We start from the raw sequence: 24,326 nt of genomic DNA on the forward strand, positions 1-24,326 counted from the left end.
AATTTATTCTGACTCCTAAACTCCGACTTCTCAACTCTTATTTAATTAACAGGTTTAGATATCAATGTCTAATAATCATTATGATTTTATCATCATCGGCACTGGGGCTGGTGGTGGAACTTTAGCATATAAGTTAGCTCCTAGCGGTAAGAAAATTTTAGTTTTAGAACAAGGGACTTTTTTACCTAGAGAAAAGAACAATTGGGACACAAAACAAGTATTACAAAAAAACTACTATCGTACTAGCGATATTTGGTATGACCAAGATAATAAACCCATCAATCCAGCCGCACATTATTATGTAGGTGGCAATACAAAATTCTATGGTGGTGCGTTATTTAGGTTACGCGCAAGAGACTTTGAAGAAGTAATTCATCAAGGCGGAATTTCACCTGCATGGCCCTTAAAATATCAAGACTTTGCTCCTTATTACGACCAAGCAGAAAAACTTTACGAAGTACATGGTAAACGTGGTTTAGACCCGACGGAACCACCCACAAATTATGATTATCCCTTTCATGCTATTAGTCATGAACCTTATGTTCAAGAATTATATTTAGGTTTAAAAAATCAAGGTCTACATCCATTTTATTTACCTCTCGCCATTAAACTCAACGAAGTCAACCGTCATTTAAGTGCTTGTATTCGCTGTGATACTTGTGATGGTTTTCCCTGCATGGTTCATGCTAAAGGTGATGCGGAAGTGAATGGGATGCGTCCAGCGATCGCCTATAATAATGTCACACTAATTACTCAAGCCAAAGTTGTTCGTTTACACACTAGTCCATCTGGTCGAGAAGTCACACAAGTAGAAGCAGAAATTCAAGGACAGCCGCAAATCTTCTCTGGCAATATTGTGATTGTGGCTGGAGGTGCAATTAATTCCGCCGCATTATTACTCAAATCTGCTAACGATAAACACCCCCAAGGTTTAGCTAATAGTTCACAACTTGTAGGGCGAAATTATATGGTACATAATTGTGCAGTCGTCATGACCTTAAGCACAAAACCAAACCAGACAATTTTCCCCAAAACTTTAGCACTAACCGATTTTTATTGGGGTGAACCAGATTTTAACTATCCAATGGGTAGTATCCAATCACTGGGTAACATCCATAAAGATAGAATTATCACCTATGGGCCGCCATTAATGCCCAATATTGTTGCTGAAAAAATAGCGAATCATTCTCTGGCTTGGTGGGTAATGAATGAAGATTTACCCGATGAAAATAATCGGATATCTGTGCAAGACGAGAAAATTTTTATTAACTATCAAAATAATAACCAAATAGCTTTTAATCGCTTAATTCAACGCTGGATTAAAACTTTAAAATCACTTGATCAAGCTACAGCAAATCAGCAATTTTCATTACACATCACTCAAAATCTCGGCTTAGATGCTGTCGGTCATCAATGCGGTACTTGTCGTTTTGGCGAAAATCCCCAAACCTCTGTCTTAGACATTAATTGTCGTACCCACGACATTGATAATCTTTATGTCGTTGATGGCAGCTTTTTCCCTTCTAGTGCTGCTGTTAACCCATCTCTCACAATTATGGCCAATGCTTTGCGCGTAGGCGAACATTTATTAGCAAGAATTAAGTGACTCTCCAAGATTCGGGGTGTAGGGATGAAGGGGTGTAAGGGTGTAAACTGGATTTCTCACAAGAGAGAAATCCAGGGGTGTGGGAGGTGTGGGAGGATGGTGAAGAAATCTTTCCCCCCACCCCTGACAGGTGTAGGTGTTTTACAATTAGGAGGAGTTAAAACGGTAGAAATCGTGAACAGGAGTAGAAGGAAAAGAACTCCAGCGAAGAAGTTGAATAGAAAGATGGTTGAGTAAATTAGCAATCAGAGTTAACAATCCTTGGAGAAAACAAGACAGATGAGGTTGAGGATGAAGGTTAAGAGGTTGAGAAAATAAAATGTGCCGAGAAGGAAGTGTTTCTAGGTTAGGGGGAGAAGATTGATTTTCAGCCTCGCCACCAAGCATAACCATCCAAAGAGTAGAAACAGCGATGGCTAACCAAAGACGTTCAGCACGTTGAGGGTCAAGTAAACGGGTGTTGTGCCAATCCCAACCGTCAGACTTAACATCGCGGTAAACGCATTCAGTGCTAGGACGTAAACCGTACCAGAGTGTGGCAGCTCGTTGGCTCAAGGTCAGTCAGAATCAACCAAGGATCTTTGTCGCCAAGATCCCAACGGGCAAGTAATGTACATTCAACTCGATTGGTTACAAAGCAAATAATTCGACCTGACCAAGATGTTCCAGGCGCAGAAACCACATCTGCAAGTGGATGCCATATATTTTCATGTGGCAGGCGATAATTTCCTTGATGGTTAATGCGTAAAAACGGATGCCAGCCAGCAGCGACAATCAATTCATATAACCAACAAGCATACAGTCCTCTGTCAGCAGTAACCATAACATCAAACTCAGTTGGTATGGCATCTTTGATTGCTACTCACACCCTTGTCAAAAACCTACACCTGTCAGCCACACTCCCCACCCTCATTTGGAGCATCACTGAGAATCATTGCTCATGCGAAGGGGAAGATTTTCTGTCAACATAAATGTATAGGATAGTTTACAAAAACTTCATTACCGATAAATCCTTTGGTCAACCTATGATGCAAATTAGTGTAGAGGAATTAGCCGAACGTTTAGCTACTGACGATGCAAATATTCAGTTAGTAGATGTGCGAGAACCCCAAGAATTAGCGATCGCCAGTCTCCCAGGGTTTGTTAACTTACCGTTGAGTGAATATGCTAACTGGAATGAGAAAATTTTCACGATGTTGAATCCAGAAGCCGAAACCCTCGTCCTTTGTCATCACGGTGTACGTTCTGCTCAGATGTGTCAATGGTTAATTGCTCAAGGATTTACCAATGTCAAAAATATTACAGGTGGTATCGCAGCTTATTCCCAACTAGTTGACCCAGACATCCCACAATATTAGTCAATAGTCATTGGTCATTTTTCCTTGCTTCTTCCCCCTACACCCAAGGTTGGTGAGCGGAGCCGAACCACCACTCCCCACAATCAGCATTTATCCTGACGACATCTAACTTAAATGGTGAGAAAAATAAGTATCTACCAATACAACTTATTTGTAAAAATTGTGGGAAGATACTTAATAATTAAAAAATTTTAAATTCTCAGACAGCTTTTTTTTGGCTGAAAAGATTAATAGGTTCAGAAATCGCAACTTAATTAATGTTGCTGTCGGTAACTATAATAGAAATAAAAATTTTGCTATCTTAATTAACTAATATTAATCTTTTTTTGCATTAGCTCAAAAAATTTTTTTCAAACTTTTCTTAAATTTGCTTTCACTAATAGACACCTTATGGAAGTCCAGTTAACGAATCGACAACAGCACATCCTTTGGGCAACAATACGTCACTACATTGCGACAGCAGAACCTGTTGGATCAAAGGTTTTGGTGGAAGAGTATGACTTAGGTGTTAGCTCGGCCACAATTCGCAATGTGATGGGTGCATTAGAAAAATCTGGGCTACTTTATCAACCACATACCTCAGCCGGAAGAATACCTTCTGACTCCGGTTATCGCATTTATGTTGATCAGTTAATTACACCTTCGCTGCGAGACGCTACACGAACAGAAACCTTAGCCAAGGAAGTAGAACTGTCACTCCAACAACGCCTGCATTGGGAAGATTGGAGTTTGGAAGCCCTCATTCACGGAGCTGCACAGATTTTAGCTACATTAAGTGGTTGTATTAGCTTGATTACTATGCCCCAAACTTCAACAGCCTTAGTGCGACATTTACAGCTGTTGCAAATTGAAGCTGGTAGAATCATGCTAATTGTCGTCACAGATGGCTATGAAACTCATTCTAAAGTGATGGATTTGCCACCAGGAAAAGAGGATTCACAACTCGATGCGGAAGTCATTGATCGGGAATTGCAGATAGTTTCCAACTTCTTAAATAGTCATTTACGCGGGCGGAGTTTATTAGAAATAGCTAACTTAAATTGGAGTGAATTAGCTCAAGAATTTCAACTGTATGGCGAATTCTTGAAAAGTTCGGTTGCGGAATTAAGCCGCCGTACTCAAGTACCAGCCGCAACACAAATTATGGTGCGTGGTGTCACAGAAGTATTGCGTCAACCAGAATTTTCTCAATTGCAGCAAGTCAAAACAATTATGCAATTGCTAGAAGAAGAACAAGATAAATTATGTCAATTAATCTTTGATGAACCAGAGACAGAAGATGCGAGTAAATCTAGGGTGACAGTGCGAATCGGTGCAGAAAATCCATTAGAGCCGATACGTACTTGCAGCTTAATTTCTTCTACCTACCGTCGAGGTTCTGTGCCGATTGGTAGTGTCGGTGTTTTAGGGCCAACGCGCCTAGATTACGAAAGTGCGATCGCAGTAGTAGCCGCCGCCGCCGATTACCTTTCCGAAGCTTTCAGTTAACAGTTTTTTTCGCAATCCCACGGAATAATTTTGTATCTTTAGTAACCCTTGATGATTTGACTTCATCTAGGTTTTAATGGAATTTCCTACCTCATACGTTTCAACTTTACAGAAATTCTAGGGTATCATCTTGGAAACTAGGACTGTTCCCAAACAAGTGAAACGCATTTTGTGAGGAAGAATCACACTTGCAGATAGGCTAGAGAATTCAGTCAATGATCAAAGTTGTGGGATTGTTGTTAATGGCCGGATTTTGGTTATTCATGCTTTATGACTGTATTCGCAATGAACCAGACAAGCGATTATGGCTGTGGGTTTTAATTATTGTCAACTTTTTTGGGGCGATCACTTACTGTTTTCAACGTTGGATACCGCGAGAACATTTCCCAGTTTTGAAGTATTGGAAGAACTTGACAAGTAGCCGTAAACGGCGGAAAGCAAAAGTAAAAGCCAAAAGTATCAAGCAAGCTGCTAATTATGTAAATTTCAGTCATCATCTTCCAGATGAATTGGAAAACTTTGATCAAGCAGCAGCCGCAAATCAGCAAGATTTTAACAACGAAGATGACCATCTCCAAACCCTTTGGAACGAAGTATTTATTGATATTAAAAATAAAAAATTTACTTCCGCCAAATCTTATTTAGAAACTATATTAAAAATAGACCCAGATTATAAATATGGTGATGCTTCTTTAATGTATGGCGAAACATTGTTTGCTTTACAAGAACTGGAAACCGCTAAACATCATCTAGAAAATCACATTCAAAATTGGAATCACCCACAAGCTTATATCATCTTGGCTGAAATTCTCTCTCTCCAGGGAGATGTGGAAACTGCACGTAATTATCTCGAAACAATTATTGTTAAAATTCAAGAATCTTCCTATTTCCACTACAAACGTAAACGACTTGTCAGTAAAGCAGCCAAACTATTAAGAACCATAAAGCGTTAAAATAAACTTATTTTCAAGTTTATGTTGCGGCAAGTATCTCTATTTTCCCTTTGGGTTGGATTTGTGGTTTATGCTTTCTTTTTAGCACCACCTGATCAACCTGACACATTTGAGTTAATCAAGAAACTTTCTATCGGTCAGTGGCAAGGGATTAATCCTTTAATTATTTCGTTATTCAATATTATGGGAGTTTGGCCGCTCATTTATAGTGCAGTAGTCTTTACTGATGGGAGATGTCAAAAAATACCTGCTTGGCCGTTTGCAACTGCATCTTTTGGTGTGGGTGCTTTTGCTTTATTACCTTATTTATTTCTCCGGAAACCAAATCAAGAATTTTTTGGCAAAAAAACTATTTTCATCAAGCTGCTAGATTCTCGTGTGACTGGTATTATACTCACCGTAATTGCAAGCATATTAGTTGGTTATGGTGTGCAAAGTGGAAACTGGCAAGATTTTATCCAACAGTGGCAAACTAACCGCTTTATCCATGTGATGAGTTTAGATTTTTGTATGCTGTGCATATTATTTCCGGTGTTGCTAGGAGATGATATGGCACGTCGAGGCTGGAAAAATCATCAAATATTCTGGTTAATTGCTTTGGTTCCGTTATTTGGGCCATTGATTTATTTGTGTTTACGTCCAGCTTTACCGGAAGTTGAGACAACAGGTATATCCAAGCAACAAGCGACTGTTAATTAAAAATTAAGATACCCGACTTCTTTTAGTATTCGGGTATCTGAGAGTTCATTTCATACTTCATACTTTAGACTTTATACTTCAGATTTTTTCTCTTCCTTTAGGGTTTTGCATCCTTTGAGGTTGTTGAGAATAATTTAGATGTTCTTAGGCTAATTAAATTTGATGATGAAAAAACTTATATTATGGCTAATATGGGTTGGATTCATTATTTATATTGTGTTTTCTGCCCCACCACTGCACCTTGAAGAAACCCTAAAACTACTCAAGAATATACTGACTTTTAATTTAAGCGCAGTTAATCCCATTATTGTTGCTTTATTTTCATTGGTTGGGATTTGGCTTTTAGTTTACAGTGGTTTGTTGTTTATTGATGGCAGAATGCAACAAATTCCCTTTTGGCCTTTTGCCTTAGCATCAATAGGTTCAGGTGTTTTAGGACTTTTACCATATCTAGCTTTACGTGAACCTAATCAAGAATTTTCTGGACAAAAGGATACATTTTTGCGCTTGTTAGATTCTCGCTTGTTCGGGATAATTTTGAGTTTAAGTACTATTGTGATAGTTGCTTATGGCTTATTAGGTAATTGGGCAGATTTTGTGCAACAATTTCAAAGCGATCGCTTCATTAATGGCATGAGTTTAGCATTCTGCCTATTCTGTGTTTTATTCCCCACCGTTTTGGGTGATGATATGGCGCGTCGTCGCTGGAATAGTCCCGCAATCTTTTGGACAGTATCACTTATCCCTTTAATTGGTATATTGGCTTATCTGAGTTTACGTCCGTCTTTACAAACAAATCTTACTCAAGAATTTGCGGTAATAAATAGATAATTTTACTTTAGCGATCGCTGCATGTACAAAAATAGATTATGGGTATTACTTTCCTCATAATCTATTTTTTGCAAGCAGCCTAATTATTAGTGGGAATTGTAAGCAACCAAGTGCAGTACATCTCGAACTACACTAAAACCATTTAAATCCCACAGTAAATAAGCGAGAAAACCAATCATAGCTAAACGACCATTCCAAAGTTCTGTTTGAGGAGTTAATCCAGCTTCAAACGCATTTCGATCTTTGCCATTATATGCAGTTTCAGTTTTATCGCTAGGATAACGTTCCATTGTTAAATTTCCTAAATAATATAATTACATCTCTTATAGTAATTACCAAACTACATCCTATTATCTGTCTCTAGTTTCAAATCACCAGTAAATCTAGAGAAAGAGCTTACTCATAAAATTACTCTTACAAAGGATGAGTGTTTTGGTTTATAAATACATAGTTTATAATTTATCAAAATTTATTAATACAAATAATTACCAACTAGAAAATAGTAATAACTACTTTAGTCAGAAGTAATCCAAATTTTATTTTTATTAAACAATAAGCATTATTAGACGCTAAATATCAGGTATAAGGGAATTTTCTTACTTGATATTCTGCGGATTCAATCATCTGAAAATTCTTGCCTAATGCTTGCCCGAATTTATTATCAATCGCTGCTAAGTCTGCTTGAGAAATAGCTTGCCATTGTTCTCTTGTGGCCCAACGAATAATGAAAGTTACTTCTGAGGGGTTGTTTGGGTTAATCCAAACTTCTTTGCTGAGGAAGCCTGGATACTTTGCTAATGCTGTTGTCCAAATTTCTGCATCCTTTTGGATAAAAGTTTCGCGCAGATTTGGGTCAACCTGAAATTTTAGCAGTTCTATAACCACACCCATTGATTCCTTATGTTTGCTAATTTGCCAAAATAGAGATGTAGGCTAGAATTAACTCCGCTTCCAGCATAGCTTGATTGCATACACTCAAGAGCAAGGAGGCTGGTTTGAAATAAATAACAGGAAGGACGTATGGACAGCAACAACTGGTTGCAACAGCTAATGATGGTGGGAATTGGTACAACGTCTTTGGTGGCAGAAAAGCTGCGTGAGGTGAGTGATGAATTAGTCAAAGACGGTAAGCTGAACCCTGAGCAAGCTAAGGCAGTAATGGATGATATTGTACAGCAGCTAAAGTCAGAGCAAGGCAATTGGGATGCTCAAATGCAACGACAAATGCGGAATATGTTGCAGGATTTAGGAGTGGCGCGTCAGTCTGAGGTGGATGAACTCCGAGGGAGAATAGACCGTTTAGAACGTCAAGTACGCGATTTAGAAAATAAGCTTTGGCGTTAAGATGTGCTTTGTGATTTAAACTAAATGTGTCCTGTTGGTATTGCTTTTACCAAACGACCTCAGTATGGAGGACTAATTTTGAAAGCAATTTTACTCAGCGTGGGTGTCATGCTAGTTTGTGTGGTGGTTTTAGTATTAGCGCAATTAGGCGGTAAACCGGATACTGCCGTTGCTGCTAATTTAACCCAAGCGCAATCATCACCCACTATCATTACAAAAAACGATACTCTGATAGCAAATAACACTATGTCTGATAAAAACGTTGTCACAACTCCTTCTGGACTAAAATACGTTGAAATCAAAGAGGGAACTGGGGCAACTCCTCAGCCTGGCCAAACAGTTGTAGTTCACTACACTGGTACTTTAGAAGATGGGACTCAGTTTGATAGTTCTCGCGATCGCGGTCAACCTTTCCAGTTTAAAATCGGCATTGGACAGGTAATTAAAGGTTGGGATGAAGGACTCAGCACCATGAAAGTTGGCGGTCAGCGTGAGTTGATTATCCCTTCAGCGTTGGGTTATGGTTCCCGTGGTGCAGGTGGCGTAATTCCACCTAACGCTACCCTAATTTTTGATGTGGAATTGCTTGGTGTTAAATAAAGTCTGAAGTGTGAAGTATGAAGTCTGAAAATTTCAGACTTCATACTTCATAGTTAATAATTTGGTCTGGCTAAGTTTTTAAACTTGGTATATTGCGGGTCGAATAATAATTTCACTGTACCTGTTGGGCCATTGCGGTGTTTTGCTACTATGACTTCAGCAATGCCGCGATCGGGGGTATCTGGTGAATAATATTCATCGCGGTATAACATAATAACTAAATCTGCATCTTGTTCAATCGAGTTGTGAACAATAATATTATTGGCTACAAAGTTGTGCAAGCCAGGAACAGTTAGGTCAAACACTTCTTCCTCTCCACTTAATTCAATTGAAACTATTTCATCCCAATAAACATCGCTGTTGGCAAGTGTAAGTAGTTGATTTGATTTAACAAGCTTGGCTACTTTTAATGCTCTTTCTCTACTTAAATTTGCTTTGTAAAGTGTAGAGCCACAATAAGATGTTCCTAGGGAGGAATGTAATAGCCTTGTAGTTAAACCAACACTTGGCATTGCAGGTACAACTAGTGTTTTCCAAACATCTTTGGGAATTATGTCTCTGTTTGGGTTATGAATTGATTTTTGCAAGTGTTGAGCAATTTGTTGTAATGAACTTAGCTTATATTCTCCTACTGCTCTAACTTTTTGGATAAATAACTCAAGGTCAGGCTTACCAGTAATTGTTACATGATATTGGTTTCTACCTTTGCCTATTTGAGGAATTATCTTGAGCTTGGCATTAATACCAAGCCTTAACAAAAGTGTTTGTACATCAAACGCTAATCTCTCACTACTGCTGGCATAATACGCAATAGGTCTTGGTCTTTTACCAGCAACTAATTTAATACAACCATCTGTACTCCAAAGGTGTCGTAAAAAGCAGGCGATTAACTCTTGTGGTTGTGAGAATAATTCTTGAGGTACAAATTTTTTGTAAGACCTTAAACCAAAAATTCCGAGGGAATCTAACCATTTAGCAATGGGATTTCTCACATTATGAGTAAGACGTTGTGCTGCGGATAAATAAACTTGATACCAGCCTCGTTCAGGCGAGATTTTAGGAACAATTGAATCTCCAAAAAATTCTCTGGCTAAGAAAGCAACATTCTCTGCTAAATCTATCTCTTTGGTTGTGTACTGTATCACATGACGTGGAAGTGTACAGCCGTCACCAATTAAATGTCCTAATAATGCAACTTCGGCATAGGTCATTGTTTGTTTACCAGAACTAGGAATATGTCTTGGTAAACATAGATGTTGGTTAAGATTTAATTCATCAAGCCTTCTCCAGCCATTAATAGTTAAAAATTTATGATTACCTGTGGCACGAATTTTTCGTCCTAATCGAGTTTTGATGGTAAATACAGGCTTGATTCCTGTAGAAAAAGCATGGCTAACAATTGCCCTTTCTAATTGCATTGTAAATTCATTCAATGCCCAAACAGCAAAACCTGATTGACCAACTAATTCTTTAATTGGTACTTGTAATCCACTATCTGCCAATGTGATTAAACTATCACCAGTTAAACAACCTGATTCTCTCAAATCAGATAACATTGGGCGCTTGTTGGTACGTGCTTCTACACCGCGACTTAACTGTGATAAAGCAATTATAGGTACAGATAATTCACGGGCTAAACCTTTGAGACTGCGTGTGATGCGAGATAATTCTTGTACGCGGTTATCGCCTGCGCCTTCCATTAATTGCAGGTAATCTATGATAATCAAGCCTAAGTCTGCACCTTGTTCAGCTTGCAATCTTCTGGCTTGCGATCGCATCTCGTTGACTGTTATATTCGGCGTATCATCGATATAAAGTGGAATCTCGGAAAGCATACCAATTGCCCGACTTAACGGTTCCCACTGGGTTTGGCTGATACGTCCACTCCGCAAATAACCAGATTCAATTCCCGCTTCACTAGCTAATAGTCGTTGTACTAGCTGTTCTTTTGACATTTCTAAGCTAAACACAGCCACTGGTAATTTATATAAAGCAGCGATATTATGACCTAGGTTCAAACAAAAGGCTGTATTGTGAACACAGATATCGTTAGCGACAAAATTGTGTGTTTCAGGAATTGTTAAGTCATAGACTTGTTTGTAACCTATTAACTCAATCGCTACAATTTCATCCCAATAGATATCACTAGTAGCTAACTGTTGTAGTTGTAAGTTTTCTAAAGCAGTTGCTAAATTCCACAGCCGTTCTCTTTTTAAAGCACGTTTACCGACGTGTATATTTGTAGAGTTTTGAATACCAGCACGTTTGGCTAAACTTGCCCAAGATTCGTTGCCTTTAGCTACTGTTATCTGTTCCCAAATTTCAACTGGAATAAAGTCACAGTTAGTTTGATATCTTTTTTGTGAGATTGCGTCTGCAACTTTTTTTAAGGCTGCTTCTTTACCAAAAATCCCAATTTCAGAAATAAATGTTTTGATACTTTGGGCATCAGTAATATCTAATTGCCAAGCTTGTCTGCGAGTGTCTTGATATTTTACCGAACGTTTTTTCAGTCTGGCAATAATGCCAAATCGCAATAATAAATGTTGTATTTGTCTTGCTAGTTTTTCGCTGACAGAACAGTAACCTAATTGGGATTGACCGCTTGACAGTAAAGTTGCCCATCCATCTGTAGCAAATAGACGATTGAGAAACATAGCTATTTGCGATCGCTCTAACTGAAATACAATGGCTGGTACTGTTTTAGCATGAGCATCTTTGCCCCATAACCCTAGTTCTTCTAACCAATTTGCTAAAGAGTTTCGGCTGGCTTTGCTGATGCTAGTAAATCCATGAGGTGCAAATTCCTCTGGTTCAGTTTCGAGAAGTGTACACAGTTGTTTAAAGGTATCAAAATTTGGTACACATTGCCCTTGCTGCCAAATACTAAACAAAGCTGGACTAACATTTAACTCATAACTCAATTGTCTAGCAGTTAAACTTTGAGACTGAACTAAAGTTTTTAAGCGTTGAGCAAACAGATGTCTTTGACTAGCAATAAATTCTAAATCACCTCGAACACAAAGTGATGGTGTGCGTTGTCCTTGGGAAGTCTCCCAGCGCACAGCTAAACCACCAAAATCAGCCACAGCTTGAGAAAATTCTGCTTGTAGTAACGGATTACTATTTGTAAATCTGGGATTGCTATTAGTTAAACCACCATCACCAATTAAATAGGCTAGTAATTTCACCTCACATTCACGCAAAGTTTTTGTCCCAAATACATCTACTTTGCGCGGTACAGCAATTCGCTCTCCAACTTGGATATTTGCTAATTTTTGCCAACCTTGAATGGTTAGAAATGGATGGGTAATTGTGGTTTCAATGGTTCTTCCTAGGCGAGTTGTCACCCGAAAAACAGGTTTTATACCATCATCTACAAATGCTGATGGTTGAGTAAAGCTAAATTTCCAGTTATCATTTAACGTCAATAAGGAGCCTTGACGTTGTTTATACAATTGTTCAATTGTCGTAATTTGTCCATCTGCCAAGACAATTTCCGCATCAAAACTGAGGCATTTGCCCATTGACGGCCTGCCAGCGACGATAATCAAATCAGAACGCTGAAAACCGCTAGTCATGGCATCTAAATCATAAAAGCCACAAGGAATTCCTGGTAAAGCGACACCTTGATGGCGTGTTTCAATATCTTGAAAAGTATTGACTAAAGTATCAGAAATATGGACTAAACCTGATTGGGGTCGTTCTTGGGTGACACCAAAAACTTTTTGTTCTGCTTTGTCTAAAACTATGGGTAACTCGGTTTCTGTCTCGTAACCAAGATGGACAATTTCGTTACCAGCTTTAATTAACTGTCGCCGCAGGTATTTTTCCATGACTAACCCTGCTAAAGCGTCGATGTTAACAGCAGAAACTGTTCTGTCTACGAGGGTCGCTAGTTTATTTCTCCCGCCAATCCGCGCTAGTAAATCATTATCTGCTAACCAACTGGTAATGGAGAGTAAATCTGTGGGTTTACCTTGGGCATGGAGGCGCAGGGCGGCTTGATAAATATCTTTATGGGCGCTAATGTAAAATGCTTCAGGAACTAAGCGATCGCTAACTCGCCCAATCGCTTCTGGATCTAGTAAAATTCCCCCCAAAATCGCTTCTTCTGCTTCAATATTTTGGGGTGGTAGGCGATCGCTACCATCGCCTTGAAAATTTAATTCTTCCGCCATATACGATTTTGGATGAGTAATGAGGATTCTCTATTACCCTTATAGTCCAAAATCTAGGTAATTACGGAGGCGGCAGAAGGCTGAAGACTAGAAAACTTGTACTGTAAGCTTTTTGTCTTTAACCACAGATTTAACACTGACAAAATATCTGTGTACATCTGTGGCAGAACCTCAAAAAAATCGTTAGCTGGCAACGACTTCAAAGTCGATTTGCGCTGTAACGTCTGAGTGCAACTTGATTTCAGCTTTGTAAGTACCCAGCTTACCAATGTCGGGAATTGTAATCCCACGACGATCAACTTCTTGACTGGTAGCTGCTTGAATTGCATCGGCAACATCTTGAGTGGTGACAGTACCGAAGATGGCTTCGTTTTCACCAACTTGTTTAGCAATTTTTAGACTGCCAACTTTTTCTAAAGCTGCTTTTTGTTCTAAGGCTTGTTGCTTGAGTTCCAATTGCCGTTGACGTTCTTGTTCACGACGGCGTTCTACTTGTTTGAGAATACCAGGAGTGGCGCGGGTTGCCAAACTCTGGGGAATAAGGTAATTTCTAGCATAGCCAGGAGCAACTTCTACTAAGTCACCTAATTTGCCTAACTTGCTGACATCTTGAGTTAATACTAACTGAACGCGTTTCGCCATTGTTTTGTTGTTTTTCCTGTAAAATCTCAATAACTTGGGTTGCAGCCGGATAACCTACATGAGTGTAGCTGTATCCCAAGGGGCTTTGTCTATACCCTAAAGCTTACAGATCCTAGCGAAAGGCGGGGGGCGATCGCAACTGTTTAGTAAGTTAAAAGTTAAAAATCAAAAGGCAAAAGAATAAAAATTTGGATTAGCAAGGGTTTCCGACTTCGGGGGTTTAATTAAAGATTTTGCGAACTTGTTTTTTGACTGTCCGTAGGGTTGTCTCCAATTGACTTGGTTTGGCTGGGGCGGGAATTGCCGCAGGTGGTATGGCAGGATTTAGATTACGGTAGTACTCCCAAATTTCCCAGTAAGGACAGCCTGGTTGAATATGAATCCCTGCCCAATGGAGGAATTGTAAAGGTTGATTAACTGTTGGGTCAATGAGAATCTGACCTTGTTGTTGGAACTGGGGACTACCTGCCCAATTGCCTGGGGCTTTCTCTGGGCGACGCACAATGTTAAAGCGACGGGGAATGCGCCGCAGCAGAAGGTAGTTGAGAATAGGTTGATCAGAAACTTTTTCGCTAAAGTCAAAATATTCTGGATGGGCAGCACACTCAGCAAAGGTGTCGTATAAATCTTGTTCCGAAAAAATGTTTTTCTTTGAACCCCAAAAACCACTGTTAAAAATATCTTTGGTTTCAGCTTGAGTAAATACCTTTGCTTCTACAACATAGGGACTGAAGACATTTTTTATCCCACCCAAATGTTGATAATCGCAACAAATAAAGTCGGATTCTGCTAAATATTGAAAGTTATTACTGAGTTTCTCAAAAACAACAACATCGGTATCGATGTACAAAAATTCATCAAAGGGGCCAAACCAACAAGCTGGTTTGCGGAGTTTATTCGGACTGGCAAAAAACTTACCGCCAAAAATATCAAATAGTTTTTGGGAGAGGTGACTGATAAAATCTAAATCTTCATATAACTGCACTCCATAATTTTGGTTCAGCAGTGCAGCTATATTGTGGTAGTTTTCATCATAGGGAATCATGACAATCGGGATATCCGGGTCTGTTAACCGGATGCTATTTAACAGAGCGATCGCATGATCTGTGACCTTATCATTGGCAAAAATATAAATTCCCTGACTCATCTTACTTACCTCCTACTGCCAAGCCTAATTTTTTGAGAATACGTTTACCTAAACTCGGCGGTGCATTATAAGCTTTGGGTTTAGTGGTAAATTTTGGTCGCTGTTCTGGTGCTTTTAAATAACGATAGTGCAAGAAAATATCTCTATAGGGAAAATCAATATTTTCTCCAGCACACAAGCGATTAAAAAGTTTAGAAGACAAGCCAATATAATGCAGAAAAGTTAATTTATTCCCTTTGTCGTAGAGAACCTCATCTTGATTGATAAAATGTGGCGAATTAGCACAACAACCAGTTAATTGATTTTCGGGCAGATTCAGAGCAAAGTTATAATAAGATACATTACTCTTCATTCGCATATAATTCAAAACTGACTGGTTAGGAGCGCCCATATACAAAATTTCTGAGTCACCATTATTTAATTGTGTAAGTAACCATTCTCTTTGTTCTGGGGGAAATACACCGCGCTTAGAAGCATAAAATCCAGAGCAGAAAATTTCCGATTCTATGCGCTCTTTGCTAAATACTTCGTACAATTTTGGCGATGAAACTTTAAATATATGAGCAGGGTCTTTATATTGAAAGTCGTAGGCGACAAAATCATACTCATCTAACTTGGCAAACACAAAATCTAATGGCTGCATTACTAATGTGTCAGCATCCAAATAGATAAACTTTTCAAAATAACTACCTGGGTCAAAAGCACAATAACGGCGATTTTCACCAACGCGATAAAATTTCTTAATGCCTTTCGCTTGCCAAGTTTCAATAGCTGTTGGGTGAGATTGCCAAACGCGATGAGAAAATTCTTCCCAACGAGCAAAAATTTCTGGATCTTCTAAAAGCGTGACATTTTTTCGGGATGCAACTTCGGCACGTACTAAATCTATTTGATCGTTATAAGCAATCACGCATACCGGCACATCGCCAGCATTAACTTCGATGCTATTGAGTAAGGCTACAAGTTGGTTGTAGACATAATCATTAGCCAAAGTATAAATGCCATTTGTCATAAGTTTTATCCATTATTTTTCACAAAATTTGCCAGCCAATTCAGCAGATTTAATTTATGCAGAATAATTTGACGAGCTTCTGCGATCGCATCTTTAGCTGCATACCAAGCATCAGGTGTAGCAGTGACTTCTTGAATGTAAGCAATGCCTTTTTCATCTAAGCTGGGTAATCTTAAAAAACTCCCAGGTGGTAATAATTTATCCGCAGCCGGGCCGCCATAGTATATTGGCAAACACCATGCTAGTAGAGCATCCCAAAGTTTTTCACTTACATACCAATTATTATCTGCATAGTTTTCAATCGCCAGATTGTAATAATACGGAGCCATGCCATACCATTTATTACCTAGCTCACCCTGAGATTTTGCTGATGTCGGTAAATCACGCCCGTACAAATCAAATTTAATGTTGCTTGATTGCATGGATTGTAAAAAACTTAAACGCTGACGATGGTTAGCTGTGCGGTTAATTCCAGAAGTAATCCAACTACAGGAAGAGACTTTTTCTGGCGGCGGCATTTCATTTAAATCTTTAAATGAGTTGCTGTGATACCAAATCGCTGGCATATATTCGGGAACTGGGGCAAAGTCATCGGGGCCAGATACATAACCACAATATTCTTGGGCGACTTGGTAAACTTTTTTATGTTTTTCTACTACCTCTTCTAAGGGTGGTTCGCGCATCAGGTAAATAATTTTTTCTTTGCTAACTCCCCGGAGAGAAGAGGCAAAATTTGATTCTGGTGCTGGCTGTTTTTTCTGCCAACGACTTAACCAAGTTTCCTTGGGCTTTTTGAGGATATGGGGAAAATCAAACTGATACATCAATAAAAATTCAGGCTTGTTTGCTAATGCCTGAATTTGAATATTTTGCCAAACTCCAAAAGGATGGGGTGTTTGTTGCCACAGCCAATCGCCTTGGGTTTTTAAGGCTTTATAGCTGCTAATCATACCAACGGTTGTAATTTGCATTTGGTTTATTTGGATTGCAATTAAGCTACAAGTTGCGGACGATAAGATTCATCAACATAACTGAGAATTTTGGCAGCGCGATTTTCCCAAGAAAATTGTTTAACAAATTCAATTGTTTCGGGATAACCATCAATTTTTTTGGGATGAGTTGCTAAAACTTGTTGTAGGGCAGCGGCAAATTTTACAGGGTTATCTGGTTCACACCAAGCTGCGATCGCCACAGTATTTTTAAATTCCATTAATGAGGGAATTTCTGTAGACACAATCGGATTTCCCGATGCTAAATAATCAAATAATTTTAAGGGTGAAGTAAAGGTAGCTGCTTGTCCTGAACAATGGGGATGAGCCAAAATATCAGCAGCTTGTAATAAAGGTGCTAATTCATCATGCAAAACATGACCCAAAAAACAAATATTATCTGTTTGTTTGGTTTGGGCTAATTGTTGATAATGTGCAACTTCGCTTGGTTTACCACCAGCACAGGCAAACTGCACATTTGGCATTTGTTTGGCAACATCAATTAAAATATCAATGCCTTTAAATTGTTGGAGCGCCCCGGCATAAACTACTAAATGCGATCGCTGATTTCTTAGTAGCTTATCTCGCCACGCGGTGGCTTTTTCGGGCTGTCTCTCCATAAATAAGCGGTTGAATCCATTATGGATTTTAATGAGTTTTTCCGGCGGCATTCCATGTTTAATCATGCTGTCTCGGACTGTATCTGCCACTGTGACAGCCACTTGAAATAAGGGATGATTAACGATTTCTGGTTCAAATTGCTTATCTTCATGGTGGTGATGCTCATAAATTGCTGGCACACCATTTTTAATTGCCGCTTTGATAAAATTCCAATTCCAAGCATGAACAATTTTCGTCGTTGCTCGGATATGAAAGGGAAAATAATACTTGGTGGCGATGGTTTTAGAATTAGTAAATTTATTTTTAAAATAGTCAACAGGCCAAGGCATTGGTAGCCTAGCTACTTTGAGTTTATCTTGCAAATTGTAATATTTAACAACGCTTTCTGGCGGTTGTTCTGGTTGAAAAGGCTGCAATAAATGAACAGGATTCATTGCTGACAAGCCTCTTTGGGGATAAATTAAAACTGTAGGACAACCTAAGTTTGCAGCTCCATTGGCAGCATTAGCCGCCTGCACATAATAAGCATCTGGTTTAGGCAGTTCTTCTGTGAGAAAGAAGTTATAGTTTTTTTGTAAACTCTGGTTTGGCATAAAATTTAAATTTTGTCTTCAAATTTTTGGAGTTTATCAAGCAGGTCAATGGCAGAACTATAAGCACTGGTAATAAATTGATTTTGTTCTTCCGGGCTGTAAATTGTATTGTCAGACAGAGATTGCAAACTATTCAAAATAATATTTAAGCAGTCATGAAACTCAGAGAACATTAAAATAAAGTGTTGATATTGATCATTGAGGTTTTGATTGGCTTCTGTGGACGGTAGAAATCGCCCTTGAATTTGCGTTTTCAAGACATCTTGAAAAATATCAATGGTGGTGATAATTCTGAGAGCAGATTTATAAGATTCTTCGATTAATTCTTGCTGTTCTTGGACATTATCAATCAAATCATCTATGAGTAAACCCAACACCCCAATCATCGAGTTGAGACGGGTACGAATTTCGTGAGAAATACGGGTTAAACTTTGATGTTGTTTTGTCTTATCATCTGGGCGATCGCCAAATTGCATCGCATACAGGCGAGAATAGTAACCACCTTTTTGTAAAAGTTCTTCGTGGGTTCCTACCTCCATAACTCGTCCTTGGTCGAGGACGGCGATTTGGTTGGCTTTTTGGACTGTGGAAAGGCGGTGGGCGATGACTAAGGTGGTGCGATCGCGGCTTAAATCATCCAATGCTTCTTGGACTAAGCGTTCGGAGACGGTATCTAAGGCGCTGGTGGCTTCATCTAAAATTAGAATTTCGGGATTTTGCAGTAAGGCGCGGGCGATGGCTAATCTTTGTCTTTGTCCCCCAGATAACATTACGCCGCGATCGCCAATTAAGGTTTCAAATCCTTGGGGTAATTTGCTGATAAACTCATAGGCATTCGCTCGCTTGGCGGCACTGATAATTTCATCTTCCGTGGCTTCTGTGCGTCCGTAGGCAATGTTATTTTTGATGGAATTATTAAACAGAAAGGTGTCTTGACTAACAATTCCCATCTTCTGGCGTACAGATGCAATATCAAATTTTCGTAAATCTACGCCATCAAGGGTAATAGAGCCGGCGATCGGGTCATAAAATCGCGGTAACAGGTCGGCTACGGTTGATTTCCCAGCTCCAGAACCACCCACTAACGCCAAAGTCGTACCACGGGGTAAAAACAAATCCACATCTCTGAGAACTAACTTCTCATGGCCAGGATAGGCAAAGGAAATGCAATTAAAATGAATCCCTTCTTTTAACTGTGTATAGATAAGTTCACCTTGAGGCATAAAAGGTTTATTATCTAACCGCAAAAAGTCTGTAACAGCTTCAACACTAGCACTAGTGTTAGCAAAACTACTCCGCAGTCCGTTTAACTGTGAAATTAAGGGCAACAATCGCAACAGTATTAATAAATATGTGAGTAATACTGCCGAAAGTGAAGCAATTTGGTTAGCGAAAAAAGTTTTACTCAAAAATACAATCAAAATTAAGGCAGTAATTCCCATCACCTCACTCAACGGTGCGATGATTTCAGAATTAGCTTGAGATTGAAAATCGGCTTTTTCTCGTTCTCGAATTAATTTTTGGATTTTGCGATATTCTGTATTTTCATTACCTGTTGATTTCACTAACCGAATACCGTTCAAAGTCTCCAGCATTGCTATAGAATAAGCCTTCGACATTTCAGCTAGTTGCTTACCAAATTTTTTGGCGCGGCTAATGGCATACTGATTTACTAAAGTTACTAAAGATAGTAAAACTGTAGAAGCTAAGGTTAACTGCCAAGAAATTGATAGTAATAAGCCAATAAATACTAAAATTGTAATTGCTAAAGTAGCTAATTTAAATGTATTACCAATCGCCGTTGCCGAGCGGCCAATTTCTCCGCCAAGACGGTTGATTAAATCACCCACTTTCATCTTGGCATAATAATCAATATCAATTTCTAGTAATAATTTTAATCCGGCTTCGCGCATGTCTGACATCAACATCCGCGTCAAAGAGTTAGAAACTAATGAACTGGTATAGGTTGCTAAATTCTTGCAAATAATTACTACAATAATTGCCCCAGCCATGACAACTATGCGGTAATTCTCTGGCACTCCATCAAAGGGAGTCATGATTTTTCTTAAAACTGCTGGGGCTTTCGTTAAATCAACATCCTGCCCGACAATTTTTAAAATCACCGGCACAATTAAAGCTGTGCTGACACCATTAAATAAAGCTCCAGAAAATCCCAAAAATATAGTCAGCAGAATTAAACCTGGATATGGCTTGGCAAATCTTAATAGTAACTGCTTGGTGGACATTGTAGATTTATCAAATTTTATATCTTCTCGATAGGTAACAATTCAGAACTCAGAAATCAAAAGTCAGACTTAAAAACTATGTCAGCTTAACTAAGCCAAAGACTGAAAAGCATTTTACTAAATTTTCAACATCTAACTTCTGAATTCTGGCTCCTCAATTCTGACCTCAATACAATATTATTCCTCAAGTAATTACCAAACCAGCTAATCTTGAAATAATTATTCTGCACTTGGCTTTTGCTATGAAAAATTATGTTAAGACGGGCATTAGCCTATCATTTAAAACTTCTACTTACAACCGCGCAATTACTGACTCAAGGGTGGCTGCCATCGCTTCAATGCTATATTTTTCTACACATCTTTGTCTGGCTTTTTTACCACGTTCATTGGCTGCATCTAAATCTTGAAAAATGATTTGAATTTGCTCTGCCAGTTGTTCAGGACAAGCAGGTTCCGCTAAATAACCTGTGTCGCCTAAAATTTCGGGAATATCACCTACCCTTGTGGATAATACAGGTTTAGCCATTGACATTCCATCTGTGAGTTTGAGTGGGAATTGCGCTCGTGTTTCGGGGGTGTCTCTTTGGGGAACAACCACAACATGAGCCGCCGCCACCACATCAGGCATCACATCTGCGGGATAATTGGGTAATTTGATGATCCAATGTCCCCATTTTTGGCGGAGTTCTTCATCATAATTGTCATAGGGACTACCACCAACAATTACTAATCTCAAGTCTGGTTGATTGAGTTTATCCAAAGCCATTAACACATCTTCTAAACCTTTATATGGTCTGGGTGCGCCAGGAAACATTAAGAGACGATAATCAGATAAACCATAGCGATGCCTACTAGCTTCCGGCTGATATTTAGCCGGGTCAAATAAAACTGTATCTTTGCCATTAGGGACAGAAATACCCCCAAAACGTTTTTGTAAAAAGCTAGTATGTGTGGTGATGGCATCGGCACGCTTGACTAAACTTTCCATCCATTTCACATATAAAGGATGATGAGGAATTCTTAAAACTCCATCTTTTTTTAAGATGTCTTTAGCTAACTGTTTAATGCTGGGTTTATAATGCCAATTATCACCACCAAACCAGCTAAGTTCCCAATCATCTATGTCTACAATGACTGGCTTTTTACTGGATAATTTTTTAATAAGTGCTACCCCAAAGCTGGCTGGCTGTGGTTTAATTGCGTAGATAATATCGCCATCAATTAATTTTAAAATCTTGCCGATAGATTTGAAGAAACCTGGATAATTGCCACCTACTACAGTTTTTAATTTAGCTTCTGGGGGAATAGCACGATATAATTCTTTTTCAAATAAGAAGCCGATAATTTCTACTTCACAACCTAATTGATTTAAGGCTTTTTCTAACAGCGAAGCTCGAATGAAACCATCATTAGTTGATAAGTTCCAAACGAGTATGGAAATTTTAGGTTTATTTTGCATCCTTAATAATATTCCTTGAATAATAAATTATTTCTGCCGCCAGGGGTTTTTAACTTGATCTGGCAAAAATAACTGCGCAAGTTTATCAAATATTCTCGTATATAAGGAACGAGTAATATTTTTAGCGTACTGGGGTCGATAAGGATAGGTACAATGCAATACTTTAATTTCTTGATCAATTTTGTACGCATCTTTCCATTTACTCAAGAAATTGTAAGTAGGTGGTAGGACTTTCATGCGAGGTTTCACTGTAGCGATCGCCGCCGCAAAAGCTCCTTGATCTCGCAACAATAACTTATCTTGATTTTCGGTAATAATTGCAAAATATCTTTGAAATTCACTAAAGAGTTTTTGGGTATCTGCGGTTTTGCGGAAAGCGATTAAGCCGCTATTATACTGAATATCGGTTTCTTGGACTGGTAAGCCGACAGATTGTAGTGTTGATAAAACTTTATCTAAGTTTTCTTGTTGGCTACCTCGCAGTAAATTGGTAGCTTTTGATATCTCTGGCTGGACATCTTCTGTTAGCAATAAATCAAATTCATCCAACGCTGCAAACACATCATTGATATCAGTTAATAGGCAAATATCAGAGTCTAGAAAAATGGTTTTATCAAACTCCGAGGCTTCATATAAAGATATTTTAGCCAGCCTTGAAGCTAGAACTGGATTTTCATGTTTTGGTGCTGGTTTGAGAATTACATTTTTAAAGACTTTTAAAAATGGATATAAAATAGGTGGAACTTGATCAATTAAAACAATGATTGGTTCATTATGAAACTTGCGGATTGCGGCTAAAAAGTGGATACAGTCTTGAAAAGAATACAATCCGGTTAAGATAGTAATGAATCCTCTCGTTTCTTTCATAAATTTAATTATTAACCATATTTATTAACATCAATTATGACTTTGATATGAGGTCAAAAGCCTTGACTGTTGATGAGATTTTACCGTGTCTTGCCAAGCAAATATATAAACTAAAGTAGTCAACTCAAGTTTAGCGGCTATAGCAATTGTCAATATGTAATTGATTATGTTGTAGGGTTATTAATTTTTTCAAACAATACAAGTGTGCTTATATGATGGTGAATTTTGCTATCTAACACATCATAATGCACAAGGTAGGAATGAGCGATGCTACGAATACTGATGAATTGTAAATTCTGTCTTACCAGTCAATTAATTTTAACTGCCCTGTTTGAATCTGATCTAAGATGCGGTTAATTTGGCGGCGCACTCTATCGCTGATTTGACCATTAGCAAACACTTGGGAAAGCAGTAAAGCATGGTCTTGACGACTCAGTTTTCCGGATGAAATGATTTTATCTACGATTTTTTTAATAGCAATTTCTGATTGACTATCAACACTGATGTAGATAGACGGGCGATCGCTCATTATTTCTCCTGCAAAATGCAAAAACTACGTACATATTTGTTCACCGAAGTATAGGTAAATGCACCCCAGCTCAAGATTAATTTCGGTAGTCAATAGCAAATATGTACACCCATTGATAACAGTCTTTTTAGCGATTTTTCAACTAAAAAGAACAGAACAAATCTAACTTCGGACTTACTGATACTCCCAGAGGATTTTTACTGATAAAAATAACAGTTTTTTTGGTGTTTTTACAATGTTTTCAGTATAAGCACGGTTGTAGCTGAATATAGCTTATGCAACTTAACCGCTAGAATAAGTAAAATCAAAAGGTTACAGTATCTCAAAAATTACCAAGAATTAATTATTTTAGGAAGTTAAGAGGAAATGCGGGTATTCCGTCTTGAAGCACTCTCAGATAACTACATATTCTTACTGCACAATAGTCAGCAAAATATTGCCGCAGTTGTCGATCCAGCTGAGTCCGAACCGGTGCTGCACAAACTGGCAGAACTGAATGCTGAGTTAGTCGCCATTTTCAACACTCACCATCATCATGACCATGTAGGGGGCAATCAGCAATTAATGCAAAGCTTCCCCAAACTCACAGTCTACGGCGGGGCTGAGGATAAAGGGAGAATTCCGGGACAGCAGGTATTTCTACAACAAGGCGATCGCGTTTTGTTTGGCGATCGCTCTGCTGAAGTCATCTTCGTTCCTGGCCATACTCGCGCCCATATTGCTTATTACTTTCCACCCCAGACAGCAGAAGAACCGGGAGAATTATTCTGTGGGGATACTTTATTTGCAGGTGGTTGTGGTCGCTTATTTGAAGGCACACCTACACAAATGGTCTCATCCCTAGAGAAACTCCGTTCTCTCCCTGATAACACTCATGTCTGGTGCGCCCACGAATATACCTTAAAAAATTTACAATTTGCCCTGACTGTAGATAGTGATAACACTGACTTACAACAACGCTACGCAGAAGTAAAAACCTTTCGCAATCAAGGTAAAGCTACTGTCCCCTCTTTGCTGGGAGTCGAAAAACTAACTAATCCATTTTTGCGTTGGGAACAACCATCCCTACAAGCAGCGGCCAAAAGTAATGATGCAGTGCAAACATTCGCCCGCATTCGCGGAATGAAAGATAGATTTTAGTTAATGCTCATCAGTTATTGA

23 protein-coding genes are annotated in these 24,326 nt (G+C 38.7%); 9 read left to right on the top strand and 14 right to left on the bottom strand.

The window, feature by feature from the left end; translation table 11 throughout:
- The first annotated feature begins 64 nt into the window (after positions 1-64).
- On the top strand, positions 65-1,606 hold the full coding sequence (locus tag H6G75_RS09920) for a GMC oxidoreductase (RefSeq protein WP_190979771.1): 1,542 nt from the start codon (positions 65-67) through the stop codon (positions 1,604-1,606).
- Positions 1,607-1,753: 147 nt separating this feature from the next.
- On the opposite strand, the gene H6G75_RS32680 is transcribed toward H6G75_RS09920, so the two are convergent.
- Both H6G75_RS32680 and H6G75_RS09930 read right to left on the bottom strand, forming a co-directional pair.
- Positions 1,754-2,161: a hypothetical protein gene (locus H6G75_RS32680; RefSeq protein WP_199337793.1), complete on the bottom strand. Its 408-nt coding sequence runs from the start codon at positions 2,159-2,161 to the stop codon at positions 1,754-1,756.
- Positions 2,118-2,429: a hypothetical protein gene (locus H6G75_RS09930; RefSeq protein WP_190979772.1), complete on the bottom strand. Its 312-nt coding sequence runs from the start codon at positions 2,427-2,429 to the stop codon at positions 2,118-2,120. The genes H6G75_RS32680 and H6G75_RS09930 overlap by 44 nt, the downstream gene beginning before the upstream one ends.
- Positions 2,430-2,577: 148 nt before the next feature.
- Here H6G75_RS09930 and H6G75_RS09935 point away from each other — a divergent pair, with 148 nt between their 5' ends.
- The 5 genes from H6G75_RS09935 (at position 2,578) to H6G75_RS09955 (ending at position 6,935) form a co-directional block, all read left to right on the top strand.
- The gene (locus H6G75_RS09935) at positions 2,578-2,964 is read left to right on the top strand and encodes a rhodanese-like domain-containing protein (RefSeq protein WP_199337795.1); all 387 of its coding nucleotides are present in this window, start codon (positions 2,578-2,580) and stop codon (positions 2,962-2,964) included.
- 390 nt (positions 2,965-3,354) lie between these two features.
- Positions 3,355-4,452, top strand: a complete 1,098-nt coding sequence (hrcA, locus tag H6G75_RS09940; protein ID WP_190979773.1) for a heat-inducible transcriptional repressor HrcA — start codon at positions 3,355-3,357, stop codon at positions 4,450-4,452.
- A 215-nt stretch (positions 4,453-4,667) separates the two neighbouring features.
- Positions 4,668-5,405, top strand: a complete 738-nt coding sequence (locus H6G75_RS09945) for a PLD nuclease N-terminal domain-containing protein (protein ID WP_190979774.1) — start codon at positions 4,668-4,670, stop codon at positions 5,403-5,405.
- A 21-nt stretch (positions 5,406-5,426) separates the two neighbouring features.
- Positions 5,427-6,104, top strand: a complete 678-nt coding sequence (locus tag H6G75_RS09950) for a DUF2834 domain-containing protein (RefSeq protein ID WP_190979775.1) — start codon at positions 5,427-5,429, stop codon at positions 6,102-6,104.
- A gap of 162 nt (positions 6,105-6,266) precedes the next feature.
- Complete coding sequence (locus H6G75_RS09955; protein ID WP_190979776.1) at positions 6,267-6,935, top strand: hypothetical protein; 669 nt, start codon at positions 6,267-6,269, stop codon at positions 6,933-6,935.
- Between the two features lie 86 nt (positions 6,936-7,021).
- Here H6G75_RS09955 and H6G75_RS09960 read toward each other — a convergent pair whose 3' ends face one another.
- Together H6G75_RS09960 and H6G75_RS09965 are read right to left on the bottom strand one after the other, a co-directional pair.
- Positions 7,022-7,225, bottom strand: coding sequence for a chlorophyll a/b-binding protein (locus H6G75_RS09960; protein ID WP_190979777.1), 204 nt, complete (start codon positions 7,223-7,225; stop codon positions 7,022-7,024).
- 286 nt (positions 7,226-7,511) lie between these two features.
- Positions 7,512-7,820, bottom strand: a complete 309-nt coding sequence (locus tag H6G75_RS09965) for a TIGR03792 family protein (RefSeq protein ID WP_190979839.1) — start codon at positions 7,818-7,820, stop codon at positions 7,512-7,514.
- Between the two features lie 135 nt (positions 7,821-7,955).
- Between H6G75_RS09965 and H6G75_RS09970 the strand changes: the two genes are divergently transcribed.
- Both H6G75_RS09970 and H6G75_RS09975 read left to right on the top strand, forming a co-directional pair.
- Positions 7,956-8,279 (top strand): phasin family protein, encoded by a 324-nt coding sequence (locus H6G75_RS09970; RefSeq protein WP_190589226.1) that lies wholly within the window; start codon positions 7,956-7,958, stop codon positions 8,277-8,279.
- 78 nt (positions 8,280-8,357) lie between these two features.
- Positions 8,358-8,879, top strand: coding sequence for an FKBP-type peptidyl-prolyl cis-trans isomerase (locus H6G75_RS09975; protein WP_190979778.1), 522 nt, complete (start codon positions 8,358-8,360; stop codon positions 8,877-8,879).
- 53 nt (positions 8,880-8,932) lie between these two features.
- Here H6G75_RS09975 and H6G75_RS09980 read toward each other — a convergent pair whose 3' ends face one another.
- The 10 genes from H6G75_RS09980 to H6G75_RS10025 form a co-directional block, all read right to left on the bottom strand.
- Positions 8,933-13,060 carry a replicative DNA helicase gene (locus tag H6G75_RS09980; protein ID WP_190979779.1) on the bottom strand — a complete coding sequence of 1,376 codons (4,128 nt, stop codon included), beginning with the start codon at positions 13,058-13,060 and terminating at the stop codon, positions 8,933-8,935.
- Positions 13,061-13,243: 183 nt separating this feature from the next.
- Complete coding sequence (gene rplI, locus H6G75_RS09985; RefSeq protein ID WP_190979780.1) at positions 13,244-13,702, bottom strand: 50S ribosomal protein L9; 459 nt, start codon at positions 13,700-13,702, stop codon at positions 13,244-13,246.
- A gap of 220 nt (positions 13,703-13,922) precedes the next feature.
- Complete coding sequence (locus H6G75_RS09990; RefSeq protein WP_190979781.1) at positions 13,923-14,849, bottom strand: Npun_R2821/Npun_R2822 family protein; 927 nt, start codon at positions 14,847-14,849, stop codon at positions 13,923-13,925.
- Between the two features lies 1 nt (position 14,850).
- Positions 14,851-15,861: an Npun_R2821/Npun_R2822 family protein gene (locus H6G75_RS09995; RefSeq protein WP_190979782.1), complete on the bottom strand. Its 1,011-nt coding sequence runs from the start codon at positions 15,859-15,861 to the stop codon at positions 14,851-14,853.
- 5 nt (positions 15,862-15,866) lie between these two features.
- Entirely contained in the window at positions 15,867-16,832 is a 966-nt protein-coding gene (locus H6G75_RS10000; protein WP_190979783.1) for a glycosyltransferase family 10 domain-containing protein, read from the bottom strand.
- A 20-nt stretch (positions 16,833-16,852) separates the two neighbouring features.
- Positions 16,853-18,064, bottom strand: coding sequence for a glycosyltransferase family 4 protein (locus tag H6G75_RS10005; RefSeq protein ID WP_190979784.1), 1,212 nt, complete (start codon positions 18,062-18,064; stop codon positions 16,853-16,855).
- A 5-nt stretch (positions 18,065-18,069) separates the two neighbouring features.
- The gene (locus H6G75_RS10010) at positions 18,070-20,310 is read right to left on the bottom strand and encodes an ATP-binding cassette domain-containing protein (protein WP_190979785.1); all 2,241 of its coding nucleotides are present in this window, start codon (positions 20,308-20,310) and stop codon (positions 18,070-18,072) included.
- A 292-nt stretch (positions 20,311-20,602) separates the two neighbouring features.
- Complete coding sequence (locus H6G75_RS10015; protein ID WP_190979786.1) at positions 20,603-21,769, bottom strand: glycosyltransferase family 4 protein; 1,167 nt, start codon at positions 21,767-21,769, stop codon at positions 20,603-20,605.
- A 27-nt stretch (positions 21,770-21,796) separates the two neighbouring features.
- Complete coding sequence (locus tag H6G75_RS10020) at positions 21,797-22,636, bottom strand: glycosyltransferase (RefSeq protein WP_190979787.1); 840 nt, start codon at positions 22,634-22,636, stop codon at positions 21,797-21,799.
- Between the two features lie 301 nt (positions 22,637-22,937).
- Positions 22,938-23,165 carry a hypothetical protein gene (locus H6G75_RS10025; protein WP_190979788.1) on the bottom strand — a complete coding sequence of 76 codons (228 nt, stop codon included), beginning with the start codon at positions 23,163-23,165 and terminating at the stop codon, positions 22,938-22,940.
- A gap of 366 nt (positions 23,166-23,531) precedes the next feature.
- Here H6G75_RS10025 and gloB point away from each other — a divergent pair, with 366 nt between their 5' ends.
- Positions 23,532-24,305: a hydroxyacylglutathione hydrolase gene (gene gloB, locus H6G75_RS10030; protein ID WP_190979789.1), complete on the top strand. Its 774-nt coding sequence runs from the start codon at positions 23,532-23,534 to the stop codon at positions 24,303-24,305.
- Positions 24,306-24,326: the final 21 nt, after the last annotated feature.

Origin of the sequence: Nostoc sp. FACHB-280, from assembly GCF_014697615.1 — a bacterium.
In the GTDB taxonomy this organism is placed as follows: Bacteria; Cyanobacteriota; Cyanobacteriia; order Cyanobacteriales; family Nostocaceae; genus Nostoc_B.

Excerpts from the sequence above, each read along its gene's own strand:
- H6G75_RS09920 (WP_190979771.1), top strand. The coding sequence starts at position 65 with ATGTCTAATAATCATTATGATTTTATCATCATCGGCACTGGGGCTGGT.
- H6G75_RS09930 (WP_190979772.1), bottom strand. The coding sequence starts at position 2,429 with ATGGTTACTGCTGACAGAGGACTGTATGCTTGTTGGTTATATGAATTG.
- H6G75_RS09935 (WP_199337795.1), top strand. The coding sequence starts at position 2,578 with ATGTATAGGATAGTTTACAAAAACTTCATTACCGATAAATCCTTTGGT.
- hrcA (WP_190979773.1), top strand. The coding sequence starts at position 3,355 with ATGGAAGTCCAGTTAACGAATCGACAACAGCACATCCTTTGGGCAACA.
- H6G75_RS09945 (WP_190979774.1), top strand. The coding sequence starts at position 4,668 with ATGATCAAAGTTGTGGGATTGTTGTTAATGGCCGGATTTTGGTTATTC.
- H6G75_RS09950 (WP_190979775.1), top strand. The coding sequence starts at position 5,427 with ATGTTGCGGCAAGTATCTCTATTTTCCCTTTGGGTTGGATTTGTGGTT.
- H6G75_RS09955 (WP_190979776.1), top strand. The coding sequence starts at position 6,267 with ATGATGAAAAAACTTATATTATGGCTAATATGGGTTGGATTCATTATT.
- H6G75_RS09960 (WP_190979777.1), bottom strand. The coding sequence starts at position 7,225 with ATGGAACGTTATCCTAGCGATAAAACTGAAACTGCATATAATGGCAAA.
- H6G75_RS09970 (WP_190589226.1), top strand. The coding sequence starts at position 7,956 with ATGGACAGCAACAACTGGTTGCAACAGCTAATGATGGTGGGAATTGGT.
- H6G75_RS09980 (WP_190979779.1), bottom strand. The coding sequence starts at position 13,060 with ATGGCGGAAGAATTAAATTTTCAAGGCGATGGTAGCGATCGCCTACCA.
- rplI (WP_190979780.1), bottom strand. The coding sequence starts at position 13,702 with ATGGCGAAACGCGTTCAGTTAGTATTAACTCAAGATGTCAGCAAGTTA.
- H6G75_RS09990 (WP_190979781.1), bottom strand. The coding sequence starts at position 14,849 with ATGAGTCAGGGAATTTATATTTTTGCCAATGATAAGGTCACAGATCAT.
- H6G75_RS09995 (WP_190979782.1), bottom strand. The coding sequence starts at position 15,861 with ATGACAAATGGCATTTATACTTTGGCTAATGATTATGTCTACAACCAA.
- H6G75_RS10000 (WP_190979783.1), bottom strand. The coding sequence starts at position 16,832 with ATGCAAATTACAACCGTTGGTATGATTAGCAGCTATAAAGCCTTAAAA.
- H6G75_RS10005 (WP_190979784.1), bottom strand. The coding sequence starts at position 18,064 with ATGCCAAACCAGAGTTTACAAAAAAACTATAACTTCTTTCTCACAGAA.
- H6G75_RS10010 (WP_190979785.1), bottom strand. The coding sequence starts at position 20,310 with ATGTCCACCAAGCAGTTACTATTAAGATTTGCCAAGCCATATCCAGGT.
- H6G75_RS10015 (WP_190979786.1), bottom strand. The coding sequence starts at position 21,769 with ATGCAAAATAAACCTAAAATTTCCATACTCGTTTGGAACTTATCAACT.
- H6G75_RS10020 (WP_190979787.1), bottom strand. The coding sequence starts at position 22,636 with ATGAAAGAAACGAGAGGATTCATTACTATCTTAACCGGATTGTATTCT.
- H6G75_RS10025 (WP_190979788.1), bottom strand. The coding sequence starts at position 23,165 with ATGAGCGATCGCCCGTCTATCTACATCAGTGTTGATAGTCAATCAGAA.
- gloB (WP_190979789.1), top strand. The coding sequence starts at position 23,532 with ATGCGGGTATTCCGTCTTGAAGCACTCTCAGATAACTACATATTCTTA.